Consider the following 16,562-nt stretch of genomic DNA (forward strand, 5'->3'; position numbering starts at 1 on the left):
TTCATTCCATGACCGCTATCCGCCACATTGTTTTCGACATCGGAAAGGTGCTCCTGCACTACGATCCCGAACTGCCCTTCCGGCGTATCATTCCCGATGATCGTCGACGTGCGTGGTTCCTGGAGGACGTTTGCTCGAATGCCTGGAATGTCGAGCAGGATCGCGGCAGAAACTGGAGCGAGGCGGAGGACGAACTGATCGCCCACTTCCCGGACGAGGCCGACAATATCCGCGCCTTCCGTCGAAACTGGTCGGAGATGATCCCCTATGCCTATGAGGGGAGCGTCGCGATCCTGCGCGAACACCTCGAGGCCGGGCGCGACGTGACGATGCTGACCAATTTCGCATCGGACACGTTCCGCGAGGCGCAGGAATTGTATCCGTTTCTCAAGTCCACGCGCGGGGTGACAGTGTCCGGTGACATAAAGCTGATCAAGCCGGATCCGGCGATCTACGCGCACCACACCCGGACATTCGATCTCGATCCGGCGGCAACTCTCTTCATCGACGATTCCGAGAAAAACGTCGTGTCAGCACGCGAATTCGGCTGGCAGGCGATCCATTTCGAGGATCCGGACCAGTTGCGCGAAGCGCTCGCGGAATACGAATTGACCGCTTAGGCGCGACCCGCGTCCACGCGCGATCGCGATCCTCCTGGTTCAGATGAATGCGCGCGGCGATGCGTTCGAACCTGGAGGACTCCGAAACACATCGCCGCGCAAGCGACCTAGCGGATCAGCCACAGGTCAAGCTCCGGCTGTCCCCATCGACTGGCGCACTTGCTGGCGCAGGGTATCGATGGAAATCAGCGAACCGTTTTCTTCATAGTGCCAGAAGGTCCAGCCATTGCAGGCGTCGAGGCCTTGCACCTTGGCACCGATGCGATGGATCGACGCCTGGTCGTTGCCATGCGACAGCGAGCCATCGGCCTGGACCGTGGCGGCCCAGCGTCGTTTCTTGTCGGTCAGGGCGGTCCCCGGCTTCAACAATCCGCTGTCGAGCAAGGTAACAAAGGCGACCCGCGGCTCGGCGCGTTTCGAGGCGACAATCTTCAATGTCTTGAGATCCGCCGGCTCCACCGCCTCGATGCGGGCGGTCGCGGCGTCGATATAGGCCTGTTCGCGTTCCACGCCGATGAAATGACGGCCGAGGCGCTTCGCCACCGCGCCGGTTGTGCCGGAACCGAAGAACGGATCGAGCACCACGTCGCCCGGCTTGGTCGATGCCATCATGATGCGCGCGAGAAGCGCTTCCGGCTTCTGCGTCGGATGAACCTTGTCGCCATTATCGTCTTTCAGCCGCTCGCCGCCATTGCAGATCGGGAAAAGCCAATCCGAACGCATCTGAAGGTCGTCATTCGCCGCCTTCAGTGCCTCGTAATTGAATGTGTAGCCCTTGGCGTTCTGGTCGCGGGAGGCCCAGATCATGGTCTCATGCGCATTCTGGAACCGGCGGCCGCGGAAGTTCGGCATCGGGTTCGTCTTGCGCCAGATCACGTCGTTGAGGATCCAGAAGCCGATGTCCTGCAGCGTCGTGCCGACGCGGAAAATATTGTGATACGAGCCGATCACCCAGATCGTGCCGGACGGCTTCAGGACACGGCGAGCGGCAAGCAGCCAGGCGCGGGTAAAGGCGTCATAGGCCTGGAAGGACTCGAACTGGTCCCAGTGATCGTCGACGGCATCGACCTTCGACTGGTCGGGACGATGCAAATCGCCGTCGAGCTGAAGATTGTAGGGCGGGTCCGCGAAGATGACATCCACCGATTTCTCGGGAAGGCTCTCGAGCGCGGTAACGCAGTCACCCTTGATGATGGTGTCGACGACGTCCGGAAGGACGCGCGAAGAGGGGAGCTTGGGAGCCGCGGCGGCGCGGTCCCTGGAAGCAAGGCGAACGACAGACATGTAACACCCGAAATACGCAATACGATACGGGCGCATGGTTACGCAGTGCGGTTAATGACGGGTTAGCGGATTGCGAAGAATTCAAACAAACGCGCTGGCGGTCAGCCGCAAAACACTGGCTTGCTGGTCCAGGGGGAGTCTTTCAGCTTGCTTTCGAAATCGGCATTGATGTCGGCCAGCGTGATCTCACCGAACCGGGCGAGCAGCATCGCCCTCGCATCATCGAGCGTCGCCGCCAGCCGCTCGTTGATGGCCTGCTCGACGAGACAATCGGGCTGATCCTCGGTCGGGCCAAACGCGAAAACCGCAGGATCGCCGAGTGCATGAAAGACATCGGCAAGCGTGATGGCTTCGAGCGGCGCAGCAAGCTCCCAGCCGCCGCCGTGCCCCTTTTTGGAGGTCAGGAAACCGGCGTCGCGCAATCCCGCCATAAGCCGGCGCGCCACGACCGGATTTGTCGAAAGAAAAGCCGCAACCGCCTCCGACGTCAGCGGTTCCTCATGTTCGGCCATATGAATCAGCACATGCAGTATGCGCGATAAACGACTGTCTCGTCTCACTCAAATCTCCCGCCAGTTTCCAGGAATTTAGGGCAGTTCGCGCGTTTATGCAACTTTTCGTGTTTCATGATATTGACTCCGTCAGATATGAAACATTTAATGTTGCATGAAATTCACAAGGAGAATGGCATGTACGACGTCATCGTTCTCGGCGGCAGCTTCGCCGGCTTGTCCGCAACCATGTATCTCGCCCGATCCCGGCACCGGGTCCTGCTTGTCGATGCAGGACAGCCGCGCAACCGCTTCACCAACGCCTCGCATGGGTTTCTCGGCCAGGACGGAAAGGCGCCCGCGACGATCCGCGAGGCCGGGCGGGCTGAACTGGCCCGCTACGACAATGTCGGTTTTCTCGACGGCACGGCCGTCGATGCGACCACCGAAGAGGATGGCTTCACCGTGGTGATGGCGGATGGAAACGGCGTGCGCGCTAAGCGGCTCGTGCTGGCGACCGGCGTGACCGACATCCTGCCGGAGATCGACGGGCTTTCGGAACGCTGGGGCCGCTCGGTCCTGCATTGTCCATTCTGTCACGGTTACGAGTATCGCGACCGCCCGCTCGGCGTACTCGCGACAGGCCCTGCATCGGCGCATCAGGGGGATATGATACCGGACTGGGGGCCGACGACCTATTTCACGCAAGGCCAATTTGAGCCGACACCCGAGGAACAGGCACGCTTCAGCCAGCGTGGCGTGACGATCGAACGCACGCCGATCGCAAAGCTTCTCGGCGACGAGCCTGACCTGGAAGCCGTACGTCTCGCCGACGGGCGGGAACTCCCCCTCGCCGCCCTGTTCACCGCGACGCGACTGACGATGGCGAGCCCCATCGCCGAAAAGCTGGGCTGCGAGATGGAAGGTGGGCCGCAAGGCCCCATTCTGGTCGTCGACGATCAGAAACAGACAAGTGTGACCGGCGTATTCGCCGCGGGCGACGCGACCATGCCGATGCACAGCGCGTTGCTCGCATCATCCTCGGGGATGATCGCCGGCGTGTGCGCCTATCGATCGCTGGTCGCCTGACTTCTCGCGTCAGGGCGTATCGTAAGGCCCCTCGTCGAAGCCGACGAAGATCTGGAGATTCTGTGATGTCGGTGCGGGAACAGCGACCTGTTCGTCCTTGAAGATGAACTGCGTCGCGCCCGCATTCGGCGAAACCGCAACCTGGATCTTGCCCAGTTGCGAGTAAGGCACGTCCTCGCCCTGCCGCACGGCGACGCGTACCGGCAATTCAAGGTTTCCGGCCGTGCCCTTGGGTCCCTCGACGACCCGTCCAGCCGCTGCGATCTGCATGTAGAGCATTCCGCCAGAATACTTGCATGAGCGCGTCACGTCCGTGATGGTCGCCTGATAAATGATCTCGTCGGGATTATCCTGATTGTTGCGCGTATAGGTCCGCAGAATGGCCGTGCCTTCGCGCAGCGTGACGCGCGGACAATAGGCGCGCAAATCATCAGCCGTCAGTTCCTCGTCCGCCGCATTGCCGGTCGACTTCTTTCCGAACGCGTCGTTCATGTTCATGGACTGGCAGGAAGCCAAGGTCAGAAGCGCGATAAGAGCGCCAAAACGCAAGGCTTGTTTCGCCTGGACGATACGCATGATGAACCGTTTACCCCGTAATCCGTTCCCGTATTGCAGCTGTTTCCATCACGAAAATGGCGATTCAGCGATGGCGGCGGCACCATCCATAGCTTTGTCCGGTTCGTCAATGGCGGACGATGTCGCTTCAGCCGGTTCGGGCTTTGGAATTGGCGGGTTTTCGGTTAAGCAGCGCGCGGCATATACATGCGCGGCGCGCAAGGAAGTGAGTGAATACCCGTGAAATACGTCTCTACCCGCGGCCAGGCTCCCGTCCTGGGTTTCTGCGACACCATGCTTGCCGGACTTGCCGGCGATGGCGGCCTTTACGTACCCGAGACATGGCCGCATTTTTCGGCCGCCGACATACGGGCGCTGCGCGGCAAGAGCTACACGGAGATCGCCGTTGCGGTGATGTGGCCGTTCGTCGAAGGCGAGATCGAGCGCGCGACTTTCATGCGGATCGTCGAGGAAGCCTATTCGACCTTCCGGCATGAGGCGGTCTGTCCGCTCGTTCAGACGGATGACAACGAGTTCGTGCTGGAACTTTTCCACGGACCGACGCTCGCCTTCAAGGACGTCGCGATGCAACTCATCGGCCGGCTGATGGACCATGTGCTGGCCGAGCGCGACGAGCGGGCGACGATCGTCGGCGCAACGTCGGGCGATACGGGCGGTGCGGCAATCGAGGCCTTTGCCGGACGCGACCGCACCGACATTTTCATCCTGTTTCCGAAGGGGCGCGTTTCTCCGGTCCAGCAGCGCCAGATGACATCGAGCGCGGAAGCGAACGTTCATGCGCTGGCCGTCGAAGGCAATTTCGACGATTGCCAGGGACTGCTGAAGGACATGTTCAATCACGTGGCGTTCCGCGACTCCGTCAAGCTGTCCGGCGTCAACTCGATCAACTGGGCACGCATCATGGCGCAGGTGGTCTATTACTTCACCTCGGCCCTGTCGCTCGGCGCGCCCGATCGTCCGGTTTCGTTCACGGTGCCGACAGGAAATTTCGGCGACATCTTCGCTGGTCATGTCGCCCGGCAGATGGGCCTTCCGATCGAAACCCTGGTCATTGCGACGAACGACAACGACATTCTCGCCCGCACGCTGGAGACCGGCATCTACGAGATGCGCGGCGTCGTCGAGACGACTTCGCCCTCCATGGACATCCAGATTTCGTCAAATTTCGAGCGACTGCTTTACGATGCCGGAGGCCGGGACGACGCGGAAGTTCGCAATGCAATGGCAAGCCTCAAGCAGTCACGCAGCTTCGACCTGCCACCCCACACGCTGAGCGCGATCCGGTCCGGCTTTGCCGCGGGACGTGCGGACGTAAATGAGGCCGCAGCCACCATTCGCCAAATACGCGAGAAATCGGGCTATCTGCTCGATCCGCACACCGCATGCGGTGTCCATGTCGCCCGCAAGGTGGCGCGCAGCGCGGCGCCCATGATCGTTCTTTCGACGGCACATCCCGCGAAATTCCCGGCGGCCGTGGAAGAAGCATCCGGCGTCCATCCGGCATTGCCCGAATGGCTGTCCGATCTGATGGAGCGTCACGAAAGTTTCACGGAGCTTCCATCCGATCTCAAAATGATAGAAGATCACATCAAGAGCCACGCCCGCGCGGCCCAGTGACGACGCGGGCGGGAAAAGCGAGGAAGCGTTTGGCCGCCGCGCGGCCCTAGGGAGTATGCACATGACCGTAGAGACGACACGTCTCTCCAACGGCATTACCGTTGCCACGCAAAGATTTGAACATGTGGAGAGCGTCGCTCTCGGGGTCTGGGTCAAGGCCGGCTCGCGAAACGAGTTCGAAGACGAACACGGAATAGCGCATCTTCTGGAACACATGGCCTTCAAGGGCACCCGTCGCCGCGATGCCCGCACCATTGCCGAGGAAATCGAGAATGTCGGCGGCGATATCAATGCAGGCACGAGTGTCGAAACGACATCCTATTTCGTGCGGGTGCTCAAGAACGACGTCCCGCTGGCCCTCGACCTTCTGGCCGACATCCTGCAAAACTCGAAATTCGACGAAGACGAACTGCAGCGCGAAAAACACGTGATCCTGCAGGAACTGGGCGCGGCGAACGACGTGCCGGACGACGCCGTCTTCGACCGCTTCACCGAAGCCGCCTTTCGCCACCAGCCTATCGGCCGTGCCATTCTCGGCACGCGCGATACGATCAAATCCTTCACCAGCGAGCAGATCCGCACCTATATCGACCGCGAGTATTGCGGCGAACGCATGGTGATCGCAGCCGCCGGCGCCATCGATCACGACGAATTCGTCAAGCTGGTCGAGGCGGATTTCGGCTCGATCCAGGCCAAGCCCAAGGGAAAGGCCGTCTCGCTCGCCCATTATGTCGGGGGCGACTATCGCGAACACCGCCCGCTTCAGGACACCCAGTTCCTGCTCGGCTTCGAGGGCCGCGCCTATCATGTGCGCGATTTCTACGCCTCGCAGGTCCTCGCCATGCTGCTCGGCGGCGGCATGTCGTCGCGGCTGTTTCAGGAAGTGCGCGAGAAACGCGGTATCTGCTACTCGGTCTACGCTTTCCATTGGGGGTTCTCGGACACCGGCATCTTCGGCATCCATGCCGCGACCGAGCCCGGCGATCTCGAGGAACTCGTCCATCTGATCCTCAAGGAATTGCGCCGCGCCGCGGCGGATATCGATACGCCCGAATTGAACCGCGCACGCGCGCAGTTCCGGGCAAGCCTGCTGATGTCCGGCGAAAGCGCCCCCAGCCGGGCAGGCCAGATCGCCCGCCAGATCCTGCTTTTCGGCCGGCCTATCCCGAACGAGGAACTGCTCGACAGGCTCGACAAGCTGACGGTCGAACGCCTGCGCGACCTCGCCGGCAGGCTGTTCACCAGCTCGACGCCGACGGTTTCGGCCATCGGCCCGGTCGATCAACTCATGGATATCGATACAATCCGCTCGGAACTCGCTTCAGGCGGCGCGGAATCGCAGCGCGCGAATGCCCGGTTCGCCGTCGGCTGATCCGCCAGCAAGTCGCAAAACAACGGTGCCGGACATGATTGCCTTCCCTTTTCGTGGAGCGCGCCAGCAAATCATAACCGGCAAGAGCATCGTGCTGCGTCATCCCGAGATTTCCGATCACACGGAATGGGCGTCCCTGCGCGCGGACAGCCGCACCTTTCTGCAGCCATGGGAACCGACATGGCCGAATGACGATCTGGAACGCGCCGCGTTTCGCGGGCGCATCCGGCGCTACAATCATGAAATCGCGGCGGGCACGGGTCTTCCCTTCTTCATTTGCGAAAAGGGAACCGGCGCGATCATGGGCGGAATAACGCTCGGCAACATCAGGCGCGGCGTTTCACAATGCGGTCATATTGGCTACTGGATCGGCGAACGCCACAGCGGCAGAGGCATCATGAGCGAAGCGGTCGGTTTACTTTGCGACCACGCGTTTCGCGCTTGCGGATTGCACCGCCTTGAAGCTGCCTGTATCCCGGACAATACGCGGTCGATCCGGATTCTCGAAAAAGCCGGATTCACGCGCGAGGGATACCTGCGGTCGTATCTGAAGATCAACGGCGCCTGGCGCGACCACGTGCTCTTTTCGCGGATCAATCCGCGGCACGAAAGGCTGAGTGCGCCTGTGGAAAAAGGTGAAACGGTTTGACGCGGACGGACGCGATAACGGGAGGGCGATACGGCCGCGGCATTCTACGCCTTGGCGCATTGCTCCTGCTTGCTTTCGCGACAGTCCTCACGGCCTTCGGCGGGCGCGCCTTTGCCGTCGAACCGATTTCCATCGGCCGAAACGCGGAGGCTCTGGATCTTTCGCGCGCCGTCACGATCTACCGGAACCGCGGTGAAACCTTCCGCATCTCCACCGCCCCCGGCATCGACGGCATCGTGCGCACCATCGAGGTGCAGGCGACGCAGGAATCGACAGATGGTCACTGGGCGGTATTCGCGCTCGCCAACACCACGGAACAGCAGATCGACCGCCTGATCGTCGCGCCGCATTTTCGGCTCGTCGATTCGCACTTCTTCTGGCCGGACCTCGGCTCGAAACGCATCGTCGCCATCACGCCGAGCGAGGGCTTCGCGCTCGACAGGGTCGAAAGTTCCGACGCGGATATCTTCTCGATCACTCTCAATCCGGGCGCGGTGGTTACCTTCGTTGCCGAACTGGCATCGCCGAACCTCCCGCAGGTCTATCTGTGGGAAGCCGACCGCTACAAGGACATCATCAATTCCTACACGCTCTATCGCGGGATCGTGCTCGGCATTTCCGGCCTGTTGGCACTGTTCCTGACGATCCTGTTCGTGGTGCGCGGAACGTCGATGTTTCCGGCCGCCGCGGCCCTCGCCTGGGCCGTGCTCGCCTATATCAGCATCGATTTCGGTTTCATCGACCGCTTCTTCGACGTACCGCCAGCAGATGTGCGAACATGGCGAGGGATGAGCGAGGTGTCGCTTGCCGCGACGCTGGCGCTGTTCATCTTCACCTATCTGAATCTCAATCGCTGGAACGATCACCTGAGCTATGGCGCCATCGCATGGGTGATGGCGCTCGCTGGCCTGTCGGCGCTGGTGTTCTACGACCCCGCGCTCGCGGCCGGTGTCGCCCGTTTCTCGATCGCGGGAACCGCGCTCTTCGGATCAGTCCTGATCGCTTATCTGAGCTGGCGCGGATTCGACCGGGCGATCATGCTTGTGCCCGCCTGGGCGTTGCTGATCGCATGGATTATCGCCGGATACATGACAGTGTCCGGCCAGGTCGATAACGACATCATCCAGCCGGCACTCGCAGGCGGCCTCGTGCTCATCGTGCTGCTTATCGGCTTCACGATCATGCAGAACGCCTTTTCCGGCGGCGCCTTCCAGCAGAACCTTCTTTCCAATGTCGAGCGTCAGGCGCTTGCGGTGAAAGGCTCCGGCGGCATTGTCTGGGACTGGGACGTCGGACGCGACCGACTGTCGACGACGCCGGACCTCGGCGCTGTTCTCGGCCTCGGCGCCGGAAAGCTGCAGGGACCGCCCAAGAACTGGCTCTCCCATATCCACAGCGACGACCGTGACCGTTTCCGCGTGACGCTCGACGCAGTGCTCGAGAAGCGCCGCGGCAAGATCGACATCAATATCCGGCTTCGCGGATCGGACGGCTACTACAGCTGGTTCGCGGTACGCGCACGGCCGGTTGTCGGCGCGGACGGACAGGTCATTCGCTGCATCGGTACGATTATCGATGTCAGCGACCAGAAGCGCGCTGAAGAGCGGCTGTTGCACGATGCCGTGCACGACAACCTCACCGGCCTTCCGAACCGCGAATTGTTCATGGACCGACTGCGCAACGCGCTCGCGATCGCCAATGCCGACGATGCAATGAAGCCGACTGCGCTCATCATCGATATCGACCGCTTCAGGCAGGTCAACGAGTCGATCGGCATGGCAGCCGGCGATACAATGCTGATCACCGTTGCCCGTCGATTGCGCCGGCTGCTTCGCCCACACGACACGCTGGCGCGCATTTCCGGCAACCAGTTCGGCATCATCCTGCTTTCGGAAAATGAACCCGGACGCATTGCCGCGTTCGCGGACGCGGTCAAGAAGACCATCAAGGCCCCGATTTCCTTTGCCGAGCGCCAGATCATCCTGACGGTTTCCATCGGCCTCGCGACGTTCACGCAGGCCCGCTCGCAGGACGAAGACCTGTTCGGCGACGCCGAACTCGCGCTGTTCCAGGCGAAGCGTTTCGGCGGCGACCGCGTGGAGCCGTTCCGGCCGGCATTCCGGACTTCGGGCTCGGACAAGCTGCAACTGGAATCGGATCTCAGACGCGCCATCGAACGCGGCGAGATCTCGCTGGCCTATCAGCCGATCGTGCATTCCGGATCGCTCGATATCGCCGGCTTCGAAGCGCTGATGCGCTGGAACCACCCGCGCCGCGGCGAGATACAGCCTTCGGAATTCATCGCGATCGCCGAACGGTCCGACCTGATCGTTGAACTCGGCAACCATGCGCTGGAACTGGCCATGCGCCAGTTGATGGACTGGGATGTCCAGTTGCCGGATGCGAGGCTTTTCCTCTCCGTCAATGTGTCGAGCCAGCAGGTGATGACGCGCGATTTCGCCAACACGCTGTCGGGCATGCGCGCGCGGTTCTCGTCACGCCGTCACAAGCTGCGGCTTGAAATCACCGAGACCGTGCTGATGCAGAATCCGGAGCACAACTCGCGCGTCCTGCAGAAGATCAAGGAACTGGGCATCGGTCTCGCGATGGACGATTTCGGCACCGGCTATTCGTCACTCGCCTATCTGTCGCAATTCCCTTTCGACATCATCAAGATCGACCAGTCGCTCGTCCGCAACGACTGGTCGCAGCGCGATATTCTTCTTCAGTCGGTGATCGCGATGGCGACCAATCTCGGCCTTGCCACCGTTGCCGAAGGCGTGGAATTGCCGGAAGACGCCGACAAGCTGGAAGATATGGGATGTACCTACATCCAGGGTTTCGTGGCCGGGGCGCCGGTCAGTGCGGAGGAAGCCACGGAACTGGTCATGGAGCAAAATCCGGTCGTCTCCAATGACGACGCGGCCGAATAATCCAATACAGACCTGGTCGTTCAGGCGTGGCCGCAATCGGCGACGAAATGTGCCGGCTGGATGCCCGCCGCACGCAGCAGGCGGTCGTATTTGGTCTCATGATCCTGATCGAAGACCAGTCCGCTATCCGCGTCGAGCGTCAGCCAGCTATTGTCCAGCATCTCGTTTTCGAGCTGGCCGGGACCCCAGCCCGAATACCCGAGCGAGATCGCGCAGCGATTGGGGCCCTCCCCTTCGGCGATCATCCGCAGGACCTGCGTCGTCGACGTCAGGAACACCGATTCCGAAATCGGAATCGTCGAGTCGCCGCAATAGTCGGCGGAATGCAGGACGAAACCGCGATGCTCGTCCACCGGACCGCCATGCCCGACCGGCGCATGCGCCACGCTGGTCGGCATGTTCGGCAAGTTCGCCTCGGAGAATACATCCGTCTGCTCCACGAGATCGCAGAACGTCATCCCACGCGCCTTGTTGACGACAAAGCCCATCGCGCCCTCTTCGTTGTGGGCACAGACATAGATGATGGTCTGCGCGAAAAACGAAGACGCCATGCCCGGCATGGCAACGAGGAATTTTCCCTCGAATTGCCCTGAACCGCTGGCAACATGCTTATGCGTCAAAATTTCCATATGAGAAGCGTAACACCGAACATGGATTTCGCCAGTATTTTTTCTGTCCGCTCTCTCACCCCACGAGATGACGGGACTCACGAAGAGTTGACGCCGCTATCGGACGAAATTCATTTGCCATTCAAACGAGTTAGGGCCAACTGAACGACATGGCTTTTCACCTGCCAGTAAAATATGCCGCGATTTTCGCCGCTTTGTGCGCGTGCCTGCCACAGGCCGCGCATGCCGCTTCCTCGCAATGGGAAGCGACCGACGGCGCGCGCATCCGGATCGTCGCGGAGCCGCCAATACCGGGCGCGAATGAACTCCGGGCAATCCTGCAAATCGACCTAGAACCCGGCTGGAAAACCTACTGGCGCGAGCCCGGTGCGGCCGGCATACCGCCGCAAGTGGCAGTATCCGGGGACGGTGTCTCCGCGGTTCAGATCCATTTTCCCGCTCCGGAATGGACGGATGACGCTTACGGCTCCTGGGCCGGATACAAACACCCGGTGGCGCTGCCGCTGACCTTGGCTCTCGACGGAAACGATACGCCCGGCGCAATCGCCGCCGACGTCTTTCTCGGCATCTGCCGCGATGTCTGCGTCCCCGTTTCCGCGCATCTCGACTTCGATCCACGAGACGCGCGCGGCAAGATGATTCAGGGGTTGCTGATCGACGCTGCGTTCTCTGCCCTTCCCGACGGCAACTCCGACAACCTTGCGATCGAAGGCGCATCATGGACGGCTGACGGCGAGATCGAGATAGTACTGCACCACAAGGCTTCCGACAGGGAAGCGCCGCAGCTGTTTCTCTCCGCCGGGTCGGATCACCCGTTTTCAAAACCGGTTCAGGTTTCGTCCGATGCGGGCACGACCATTTTCCGCGCGCGACCGGCCTTCGATCCTTCAAAGGCCGGCGCATTCGACCTGATCGCCACCGCCCGACACGGAATCGACGCCGTCGAGATCACGCTCCCGATCGACGCATTCTAAATCGCGATTTCGGCGAACATCCTCTCCCAATTTTAGTGCATTCGCCCTATGTCAGGGCTGACCCATTCAATCTGGAGATGCAAATGCCTATCGAAGCCGGCGCGAAGATTCCCTCAGCCACTGTCACGAAGATCACGGTGGACGGACCGGAGGAGATCACGACGGACGATTTGTTTGGCGGCCGCAAGGTCGTCGTCTTCGGCGTGCCCGGAGCATTCACGCCGACCTGTTCGCTGAACCACCTGCCCGGCTTCATCGAAAACCGCGACACGATCCTCGCCAAGAGCGTCGACGAGATCGTGTGCGTCTCCGTCAACGACCACCACGTCATGAAGGCATGGGCGGAGACGACGGGCGCGCTCGGCAAGATCACGTTCGTCGCCGACTGGGACGCGGCATTCTCCAAGGCGATCGGCATGGAGGTGGATATCTCCGCCGGCAAGCTCGGCCTGCGTTCGCTTCGCTATTCCATGATCGTCGATGATGGGACGGTGACTGTCGTCAATCTGGAGGAAAAGCGTGGCGAAGCGACCAATTCCGGCGCGGCAGCGATGCTGGAGCAGCTTGCCTAGTTTCCGCTCGTAACCGGCGCGTAGGGATCGATCTCCGGCCAGGCGATCCAGAGATAGCTCTTCCCGGCGGTCGCATAGCTGTCGCCGGGAATTCGCCCGGCATCCTTGAGGCGCTTGAGCGTCTCCTGCACGACCCCGTCCCTCACGACATCGACGACGATGGCGTACCAGCCGTTCTGCGATTGCAGGACGGCGACACGGGGAAACTGTGCGGTGTATTGTTCAGCGACTTCGATCGCATCCGGCAGCGTCTGCCGGCTGGCGACCTGTATCCAGAACTCGTCCGCCTGAAGCGCGGTCACTGGCCGCTTCACGGGACCGCTGACAGGCGGTTGCTCGGCCCTTGCCGTGGCGACAATCAGTGACATTGCAATGGCCAGAATGCCTGCGAATGCGACCTTCATTTCCGTTGCACCCCCAATTCGTTCCGGGGCATCCAGTCTAGAAAGAAAAAATCCGCGCGGCAATTTCGCGCGTCAGCCTTTGAACGGCTTCATGCCCTCGCGCGCCAGTTCGTCGGCGCGCTCGTTTTCCGGGTGGCCCGCATGACCCTTGACCCAGTTCCAGTTGATTTCGTGGCGGCGCGACAGATCGTCGAGCTCCTGCCAGAGTTCCGCGTTCTTGACCGGCTTCTTGGCGGCCGTCTTCCAGCCATTGCGTTTCCAGCCATGGATCCAGCCGGAAATGCCGTCCTTCACATAGGATGAATCCGTATAGAGTTCGATCCGATGCGGCCCTCCGCGAAGCGCTTCCAGCGCCCGGATCGCCGCCAACAGTTCCATGCGATTGTTGGTGGTCTCGGCCTCGCCGCCGTTCAGTTCCTTCTCGGTGCCGTTCCAGCGCAGGATCGCACCCCAGCCACCGGGCCCGGGATTTCCCGAACACGCGCCGTCCGTGAATATCTCGATGGTCTTGGACGTTGCTTTCGCCATCAGCCGAGCCCGTATTCACTTGCGGACCGGACCTGCCCGTGGAAGCGCATTTTCATGAGATACTCGAGCGGATCCTTCTTGACGACAAGCGAGCCTTCCGGGGTCATCACCCAGTCATAGAGCCGCGTCAGCATGAAACGCAGGGATGCGCCCCCGCAGAGCATCGGCAGGGCCGCCGTCTCGTCCTCCGTCAAAGGACGAACCGCATTATATGCGTTCAGGAACGCCTGCCCCTTGGTGATGTTGAACGCGTGATCGCGCTCGAAACACCACGCGTTCAGGCAAACGGCGATGTCGTAGGCAAATGCGTCATTGCATGCGAAATAGAAGTCGATGAAGCCGGACAGGCTGTCACCGAGGAAAAAGACATTGTCCGGGAACAGATCGGCGTGGACGACGCCTTGCGGCAGTTCGCGGGGCCATTCCGCCTCCAACCGGTCGAGCAAGGCCTCGGTTTCCGGGATCAGCTTCGGATCGATCGCATCGGCGTGCGCGCGCGATTTTTCCCAAAGCGGACGCCAGTCCTCCAAGGTCAGTCCGTTCCGGCGCTTCAACGCGAAGTCCTCGCCGGCAAGGTGCATTTCCGCCAGCCCCCGCCCGACTTCGGCGCAATGCATCGGTTGCGGCCGGCGCAGCCAGATACCTTCCAAGAAGGTCACCATCGCGGCGGGGCGGCCGGCAAGTTCGCCCAGCATGGCGCCGTCGCGGCGATGAACCGGCAGTGGGCAGGATACGCCGCGCTCGGCCAGATGCTGCATGAGGCCGAGGAAAAAAGGCAGGTCGTCCCGGTTCACCCGCTTTTCGTAAAGCGTCAGGATAAACTGGCCCGACGTGGTGTGAACGAGGAAGTTGGAGTTTTCGACGCCCTCGGCGATGCCGCGATAGGACTGCAGGTCGCCCACATCGTATTCGGCCAGAAAGCTTCCGAGTTCGGCTTCGGTAATGTCGGTATAGACAGCCATTTGTCAGTCGCCGCTTCCATTGAGAAAAGCCATGTCGGCGGTTTCGAGCGGCGTATCGCGAAGATCGCGCATGACGGGAAAATTCTCCGTCTCCTCAACCGTGAGCGCGATGTCGACCGTCACGTCGAACCGGTCGCGGAAGGCATCGATGATTTCCTCGACTACGATCTCCGGGGCCGAGGCGCCAGCCGATATTCCGATGGCGGAGACGCCATCCATGCGATCCCAGTCTATCTCTCCGGCGCGCTGGACGAGCGTTGCGTCTGCCGCGCCGTGCTTGCGCGCGACCTCGACGAGGCGGCGCGAATTGGAGGAGTTCGGCGCGCCGACGATCAGGAACATATCCGTGTCCGGCGCGGCTTTCTTCACCGCTTCCTGGCGATTGGTTGTGGCGTAGCAGATCGATTCCGAGGATGGCGCGGTCAGCTTCGGAAAGCGCCTTTCCAGCGCCGCGACGATATCGGCGGTGTCATCGACCGACAGTGTGGTCTGCGTAACAAAACCGAGGTTCTCTTCGTCGGGCACGTCGAGGCCTGCAACCTGTTCGACAGTCTCAACGAGCGTTACGTCACCGGGCTCCAGTTGGCCCATTGTCCCCACCACTTCCGGGTGGCCGGCATGTCCGATCAGAAGAACATGACGCCCCAGGCGCTGGTGGCGCATCGCCTGCTTGTGAACCTTCGAGACCAGCGGACAGGTCGCGTCGAGATAGAACATGTGCCTGTTCTCGGCATCGGCGGGCACAGATTTTGGGACGCCATGCGCCGAGAAGACCACCGGCCGTTCGTCGCGATGTTCGGCGGGAATGTCCGAAAGCTCCTGCACGAACACGGCGCCACGTTCACGCAGCCCGTCGACGACAAAACGGTTATGTACGATCTCGTGCCGGACATAGACCGGCGCGCCGTATTTCTTGAGCGCCAGAACGACAATCTGGATCGCCCGGTCGACGCCGGCACAAAAGCCGCGCGGCTCGCAAAGGCGGATCGTCAGCGGTGGCTTTATGGGGGCGTTCATTCGGGTCATCCGGTTCGATGCCGATTTGGAAGCCAGGGCACAGCTTGTCAAGGCTGGCGCAGCCTGCGCCACAGGAAGACCCCCGACACGGCGAGCAGAGCCGCCGCCAGTCCGTACCATGTCACCACATATTGCAGGTGGTTGTTCGGGAGGTCGATATTCGTGATGCCGCCGATCGGCAGTTTCGACGGATCGGCTTGCGGCCCGGCATCGACGAAGAGCGGCACAATCGTTTCGCCGTCGAGCTCCGCTGCGGCCGTCATGGCCGCAAGATCCTTCCAGTAATATTCATTCTTCACCGGATCATTTTCCGGCACGAGGAAGCCCGGCTTGTCATCGAGCGGCAGGCGGGCAAGGCCGGTTATCGTCTGCTCGCCTTCCGGCCGGCTATCCGGACGCGTGGCGGGATCCTTGCGGTCATAGGGCACGAAGCCGCGATTGACGAAAAGGATCTCTCCATCGTCCAGTCTGAGGGGTTGATAGACGTTCCAGCCGGACGCGCCCTTCCACGTTGAAAGCACGTGCTGCTCGGTATCCGGCAAGAACGTGCCGCCAAGAGAGACCGGCAGGTACTCGATATCCTCTCCCGAGCGCATCATGGTCAGCGCCTCCGAAAGCGGCACGGCCTCCGCGTGGATGCGTTGATCGATTGTCGCGAGCAGCCCTTCTTTCCAGGCCAGCCTGCGAACCTGCCAGTTTCCGAGGGAAACCAGGATGGCAAGCGAAACCAGTGTCGATACAACAAGAACCCATGGAAAGCGGTTCGCCTTCCCGGCCCCGGTGTTTCCGGAGGTCAATTTCATCTCCTCAAAAACGAAGGGGCGATCCTGACGACCGCCCCCTCC

At 61.4% G+C, this 16,562-nt stretch carries 18 protein-coding genes; 9 read left to right on the forward strand and 9 right to left on the reverse strand.

What is annotated here, in order from left to right:
- Positions 1 to 8 precede the first annotated feature (8 nt).
- On the forward strand, positions 9 to 620 hold the full coding sequence (locus ACQK2M_RS19535; protein WP_425419171.1) for an HAD family hydrolase: 612 nt from the start codon (positions 9 to 11) through the stop codon (positions 618 to 620).
- A gap of 126 nt (positions 621 to 746) precedes the next feature.
- On the opposite strand, the gene ACQK2M_RS19540 is transcribed toward ACQK2M_RS19535, so the two are convergent.
- Together ACQK2M_RS19540 and ACQK2M_RS19545 are read right to left on the reverse strand one after the other, a co-directional pair.
- The gene (locus ACQK2M_RS19540; protein ID WP_223478382.1) at positions 747 to 1,904 is read right to left on the reverse strand and encodes a site-specific DNA-methyltransferase; all 1,158 of its coding nucleotides are present in this window, start codon (positions 1,902 to 1,904) and stop codon (positions 747 to 749) included.
- 101 nt (positions 1,905 to 2,005) lie between these two features.
- Positions 2,006 to 2,464, reverse strand: a complete 459-nt coding sequence (locus ACQK2M_RS19545) for an Rrf2 family transcriptional regulator (protein ID WP_425419172.1) — start codon at positions 2,462 to 2,464, stop codon at positions 2,006 to 2,008.
- Between the two features lie 129 nt (positions 2,465 to 2,593).
- On the opposite strand from ACQK2M_RS19545, the gene ACQK2M_RS19550 reads away from it, so the two are divergent.
- Positions 2,594 to 3,484 (forward strand): NAD(P)/FAD-dependent oxidoreductase, encoded by an 891-nt coding sequence (locus tag ACQK2M_RS19550; RefSeq protein WP_425419173.1) that lies wholly within the window; start codon positions 2,594 to 2,596, stop codon positions 3,482 to 3,484.
- Positions 3,485 to 3,493: 9 nt separating this feature from the next.
- On the opposite strand, the gene ACQK2M_RS19555 is transcribed toward ACQK2M_RS19550, so the two are convergent.
- Entirely contained in the window at positions 3,494 to 3,982 is a 489-nt protein-coding gene (locus ACQK2M_RS19555) for a hypothetical protein (protein WP_425419174.1), read from the reverse strand.
- On the opposite strand from ACQK2M_RS19555, the gene ACQK2M_RS19560 reads away from it, so the two are divergent.
- From ACQK2M_RS19560 to ACQK2M_RS19580, 5 genes are all read left to right on the forward strand, one after another.
- Positions 3,975 to 4,283: a hypothetical protein gene (locus tag ACQK2M_RS19560; RefSeq protein ID WP_425419175.1), complete on the forward strand. Its 309-nt coding sequence runs from the start codon at positions 3,975 to 3,977 to the stop codon at positions 4,281 to 4,283. The genes ACQK2M_RS19555 and ACQK2M_RS19560 overlap by 8 nt on opposite strands.
- Positions 4,280 to 5,677 carry a threonine synthase gene (thrC, locus tag ACQK2M_RS19565; protein ID WP_425419176.1) on the forward strand — a complete coding sequence of 466 codons (1,398 nt, stop codon included), beginning with the start codon at positions 4,280 to 4,282 and terminating at the stop codon, positions 5,675 to 5,677. The genes ACQK2M_RS19560 and thrC overlap by 4 nt, the downstream gene beginning before the upstream one ends.
- A gap of 61 nt (positions 5,678 to 5,738) precedes the next feature.
- Entirely contained in the window at positions 5,739 to 7,049 is a 1,311-nt protein-coding gene (locus ACQK2M_RS19570; protein ID WP_425419177.1) for a M16 family metallopeptidase, read from the forward strand.
- 34 nt (positions 7,050 to 7,083) lie between these two features.
- A complete protein-coding gene (locus ACQK2M_RS19575; protein ID WP_223478389.1) occupies positions 7,084 to 7,698 on the forward strand; it encodes a GNAT family N-acetyltransferase in 615 nt (204 codons plus the stop codon).
- A complete protein-coding gene (locus tag ACQK2M_RS19580; RefSeq protein WP_425419178.1) occupies positions 7,695 to 10,631 on the forward strand; it encodes a putative bifunctional diguanylate cyclase/phosphodiesterase in 2,937 nt (978 codons plus the stop codon). Before ACQK2M_RS19575 ends, ACQK2M_RS19580 begins: the two co-directional genes overlap by 4 nt.
- A gap of 20 nt (positions 10,632 to 10,651) precedes the next feature.
- Here the strand turns inward: ACQK2M_RS19580 and ACQK2M_RS19585 are convergent, their stop codons facing one another.
- Complete coding sequence (locus ACQK2M_RS19585; protein ID WP_425419179.1) at positions 10,652 to 11,251, reverse strand: YqgE/AlgH family protein; 600 nt, start codon at positions 11,249 to 11,251, stop codon at positions 10,652 to 10,654.
- Between the two features lie 158 nt (positions 11,252 to 11,409).
- Between ACQK2M_RS19585 and ACQK2M_RS19590 the strand changes: the two genes are divergently transcribed.
- Both ACQK2M_RS19590 and ACQK2M_RS19595 read left to right on the forward strand, forming a co-directional pair.
- A complete protein-coding gene (locus ACQK2M_RS19590) occupies positions 11,410 to 12,234 on the forward strand; it encodes a protein-disulfide reductase DsbD domain-containing protein (RefSeq protein ID WP_425419180.1) in 825 nt (274 codons plus the stop codon).
- A gap of 83 nt (positions 12,235 to 12,317) precedes the next feature.
- Positions 12,318 to 12,806, forward strand: a complete 489-nt coding sequence (locus ACQK2M_RS19595; protein WP_425419181.1) for a peroxiredoxin — start codon at positions 12,318 to 12,320, stop codon at positions 12,804 to 12,806.
- Here ACQK2M_RS19595 and ACQK2M_RS19600 read toward each other — a convergent pair.
- The 5 genes from ACQK2M_RS19600 to ACQK2M_RS19620 all read right to left on the reverse strand — a co-directional run bounded on the left by ACQK2M_RS19600 (position 12,803) and on the right by ACQK2M_RS19620 (position 16,514).
- Entirely contained in the window at positions 12,803 to 13,210 is a 408-nt protein-coding gene (locus tag ACQK2M_RS19600; RefSeq protein WP_425419182.1) for a hypothetical protein, read from the reverse strand. The two genes, ACQK2M_RS19595 and ACQK2M_RS19600, sit on opposite strands and share 4 nt — an antisense overlap.
- 72 nt (positions 13,211 to 13,282) lie before the next feature.
- Complete coding sequence (gene rnhA / locus ACQK2M_RS19605; protein ID WP_425419183.1) at positions 13,283 to 13,738, reverse strand: ribonuclease HI; 456 nt, start codon at positions 13,736 to 13,738, stop codon at positions 13,283 to 13,285.
- Positions 13,738 to 14,700 carry a homoserine kinase gene (locus tag ACQK2M_RS19610; RefSeq protein ID WP_425419184.1) on the reverse strand — a complete coding sequence of 321 codons (963 nt, stop codon included), beginning with the start codon at positions 14,698 to 14,700 and terminating at the stop codon, positions 13,738 to 13,740. Before ACQK2M_RS19610 ends, rnhA begins: the two co-directional genes overlap by 1 nt.
- A 3-nt stretch (positions 14,701 to 14,703) precedes the next feature.
- Positions 14,704 to 15,717 carry a 4-hydroxy-3-methylbut-2-enyl diphosphate reductase gene (gene ispH, locus ACQK2M_RS19615; protein ID WP_425419185.1) on the reverse strand — a complete coding sequence of 338 codons (1,014 nt, stop codon included), beginning with the start codon at positions 15,715 to 15,717 and terminating at the stop codon, positions 14,704 to 14,706.
- Positions 15,718 to 15,764: 47 nt separating this feature from the next.
- On the reverse strand, positions 15,765 to 16,514 hold the full coding sequence (locus tag ACQK2M_RS19620) for an SURF1 family protein (RefSeq protein WP_425419186.1): 750 nt from the start codon (positions 16,512 to 16,514) through the stop codon (positions 15,765 to 15,767).
- Positions 16,515 to 16,562: the final 48 nt, after the last annotated feature.

Origin of the sequence: Oricola indica (genome assembly GCF_965227485.1) — a bacterium.
GTDB classification, from domain to species: Bacteria; Pseudomonadota; Alphaproteobacteria; order Rhizobiales; family Rhizobiaceae; genus Oricola; species Oricola indica.

What these genes read in the sequence shown, in the direction of transcription:
- ACQK2M_RS19560 (WP_425419175.1), top strand. Translation starts at nt 3,975, where the DNA reads ATGTTCATGGACTGGCAGGAAGCCAAGGTCAGAAGCGCGATAAGAGCG.
- ACQK2M_RS19535 (WP_425419171.1), top strand. Translation starts at nt 9, where the DNA reads ATGACCGCTATCCGCCACATTGTTTTCGACATCGGAAAGGTGCTCCTG.
- ispH (WP_425419185.1), bottom strand. Translation starts at nt 15,717, where the DNA reads ATGAACGCCCCCATAAAGCCACCGCTGACGATCCGCCTTTGCGAGCCG.
- ACQK2M_RS19555 (WP_425419174.1), bottom strand. Translation starts at nt 3,982, where the DNA reads ATGAACATGAACGACGCGTTCGGAAAGAAGTCGACCGGCAATGCGGCG.
- ACQK2M_RS19600 (WP_425419182.1), bottom strand. Translation starts at nt 13,210, where the DNA reads ATGAAGGTCGCATTCGCAGGCATTCTGGCCATTGCAATGTCACTGATT.
- ACQK2M_RS19570 (WP_425419177.1), top strand. Translation starts at nt 5,739, where the DNA reads ATGACCGTAGAGACGACACGTCTCTCCAACGGCATTACCGTTGCCACG.
- ACQK2M_RS19590 (WP_425419180.1), top strand. Translation starts at nt 11,410, where the DNA reads ATGGCTTTTCACCTGCCAGTAAAATATGCCGCGATTTTCGCCGCTTTG.
- ACQK2M_RS19540 (WP_223478382.1), bottom strand. Translation starts at nt 1,904, where the DNA reads ATGTCTGTCGTTCGCCTTGCTTCCAGGGACCGCGCCGCCGCGGCTCCC.
- ACQK2M_RS19575 (WP_223478389.1), top strand. Translation starts at nt 7,084, where the DNA reads ATGATTGCCTTCCCTTTTCGTGGAGCGCGCCAGCAAATCATAACCGGC.
- ACQK2M_RS19595 (WP_425419181.1), top strand. Translation starts at nt 12,318, where the DNA reads ATGCCTATCGAAGCCGGCGCGAAGATTCCCTCAGCCACTGTCACGAAG.
- ACQK2M_RS19610 (WP_425419184.1), bottom strand. Translation starts at nt 14,700, where the DNA reads ATGGCTGTCTATACCGACATTACCGAAGCCGAACTCGGAAGCTTTCTG.
- ACQK2M_RS19550 (WP_425419173.1), top strand. Translation starts at nt 2,594, where the DNA reads ATGTACGACGTCATCGTTCTCGGCGGCAGCTTCGCCGGCTTGTCCGCA.
- rnhA (WP_425419183.1), bottom strand. Translation starts at nt 13,738, where the DNA reads ATGGCGAAAGCAACGTCCAAGACCATCGAGATATTCACGGACGGCGCG.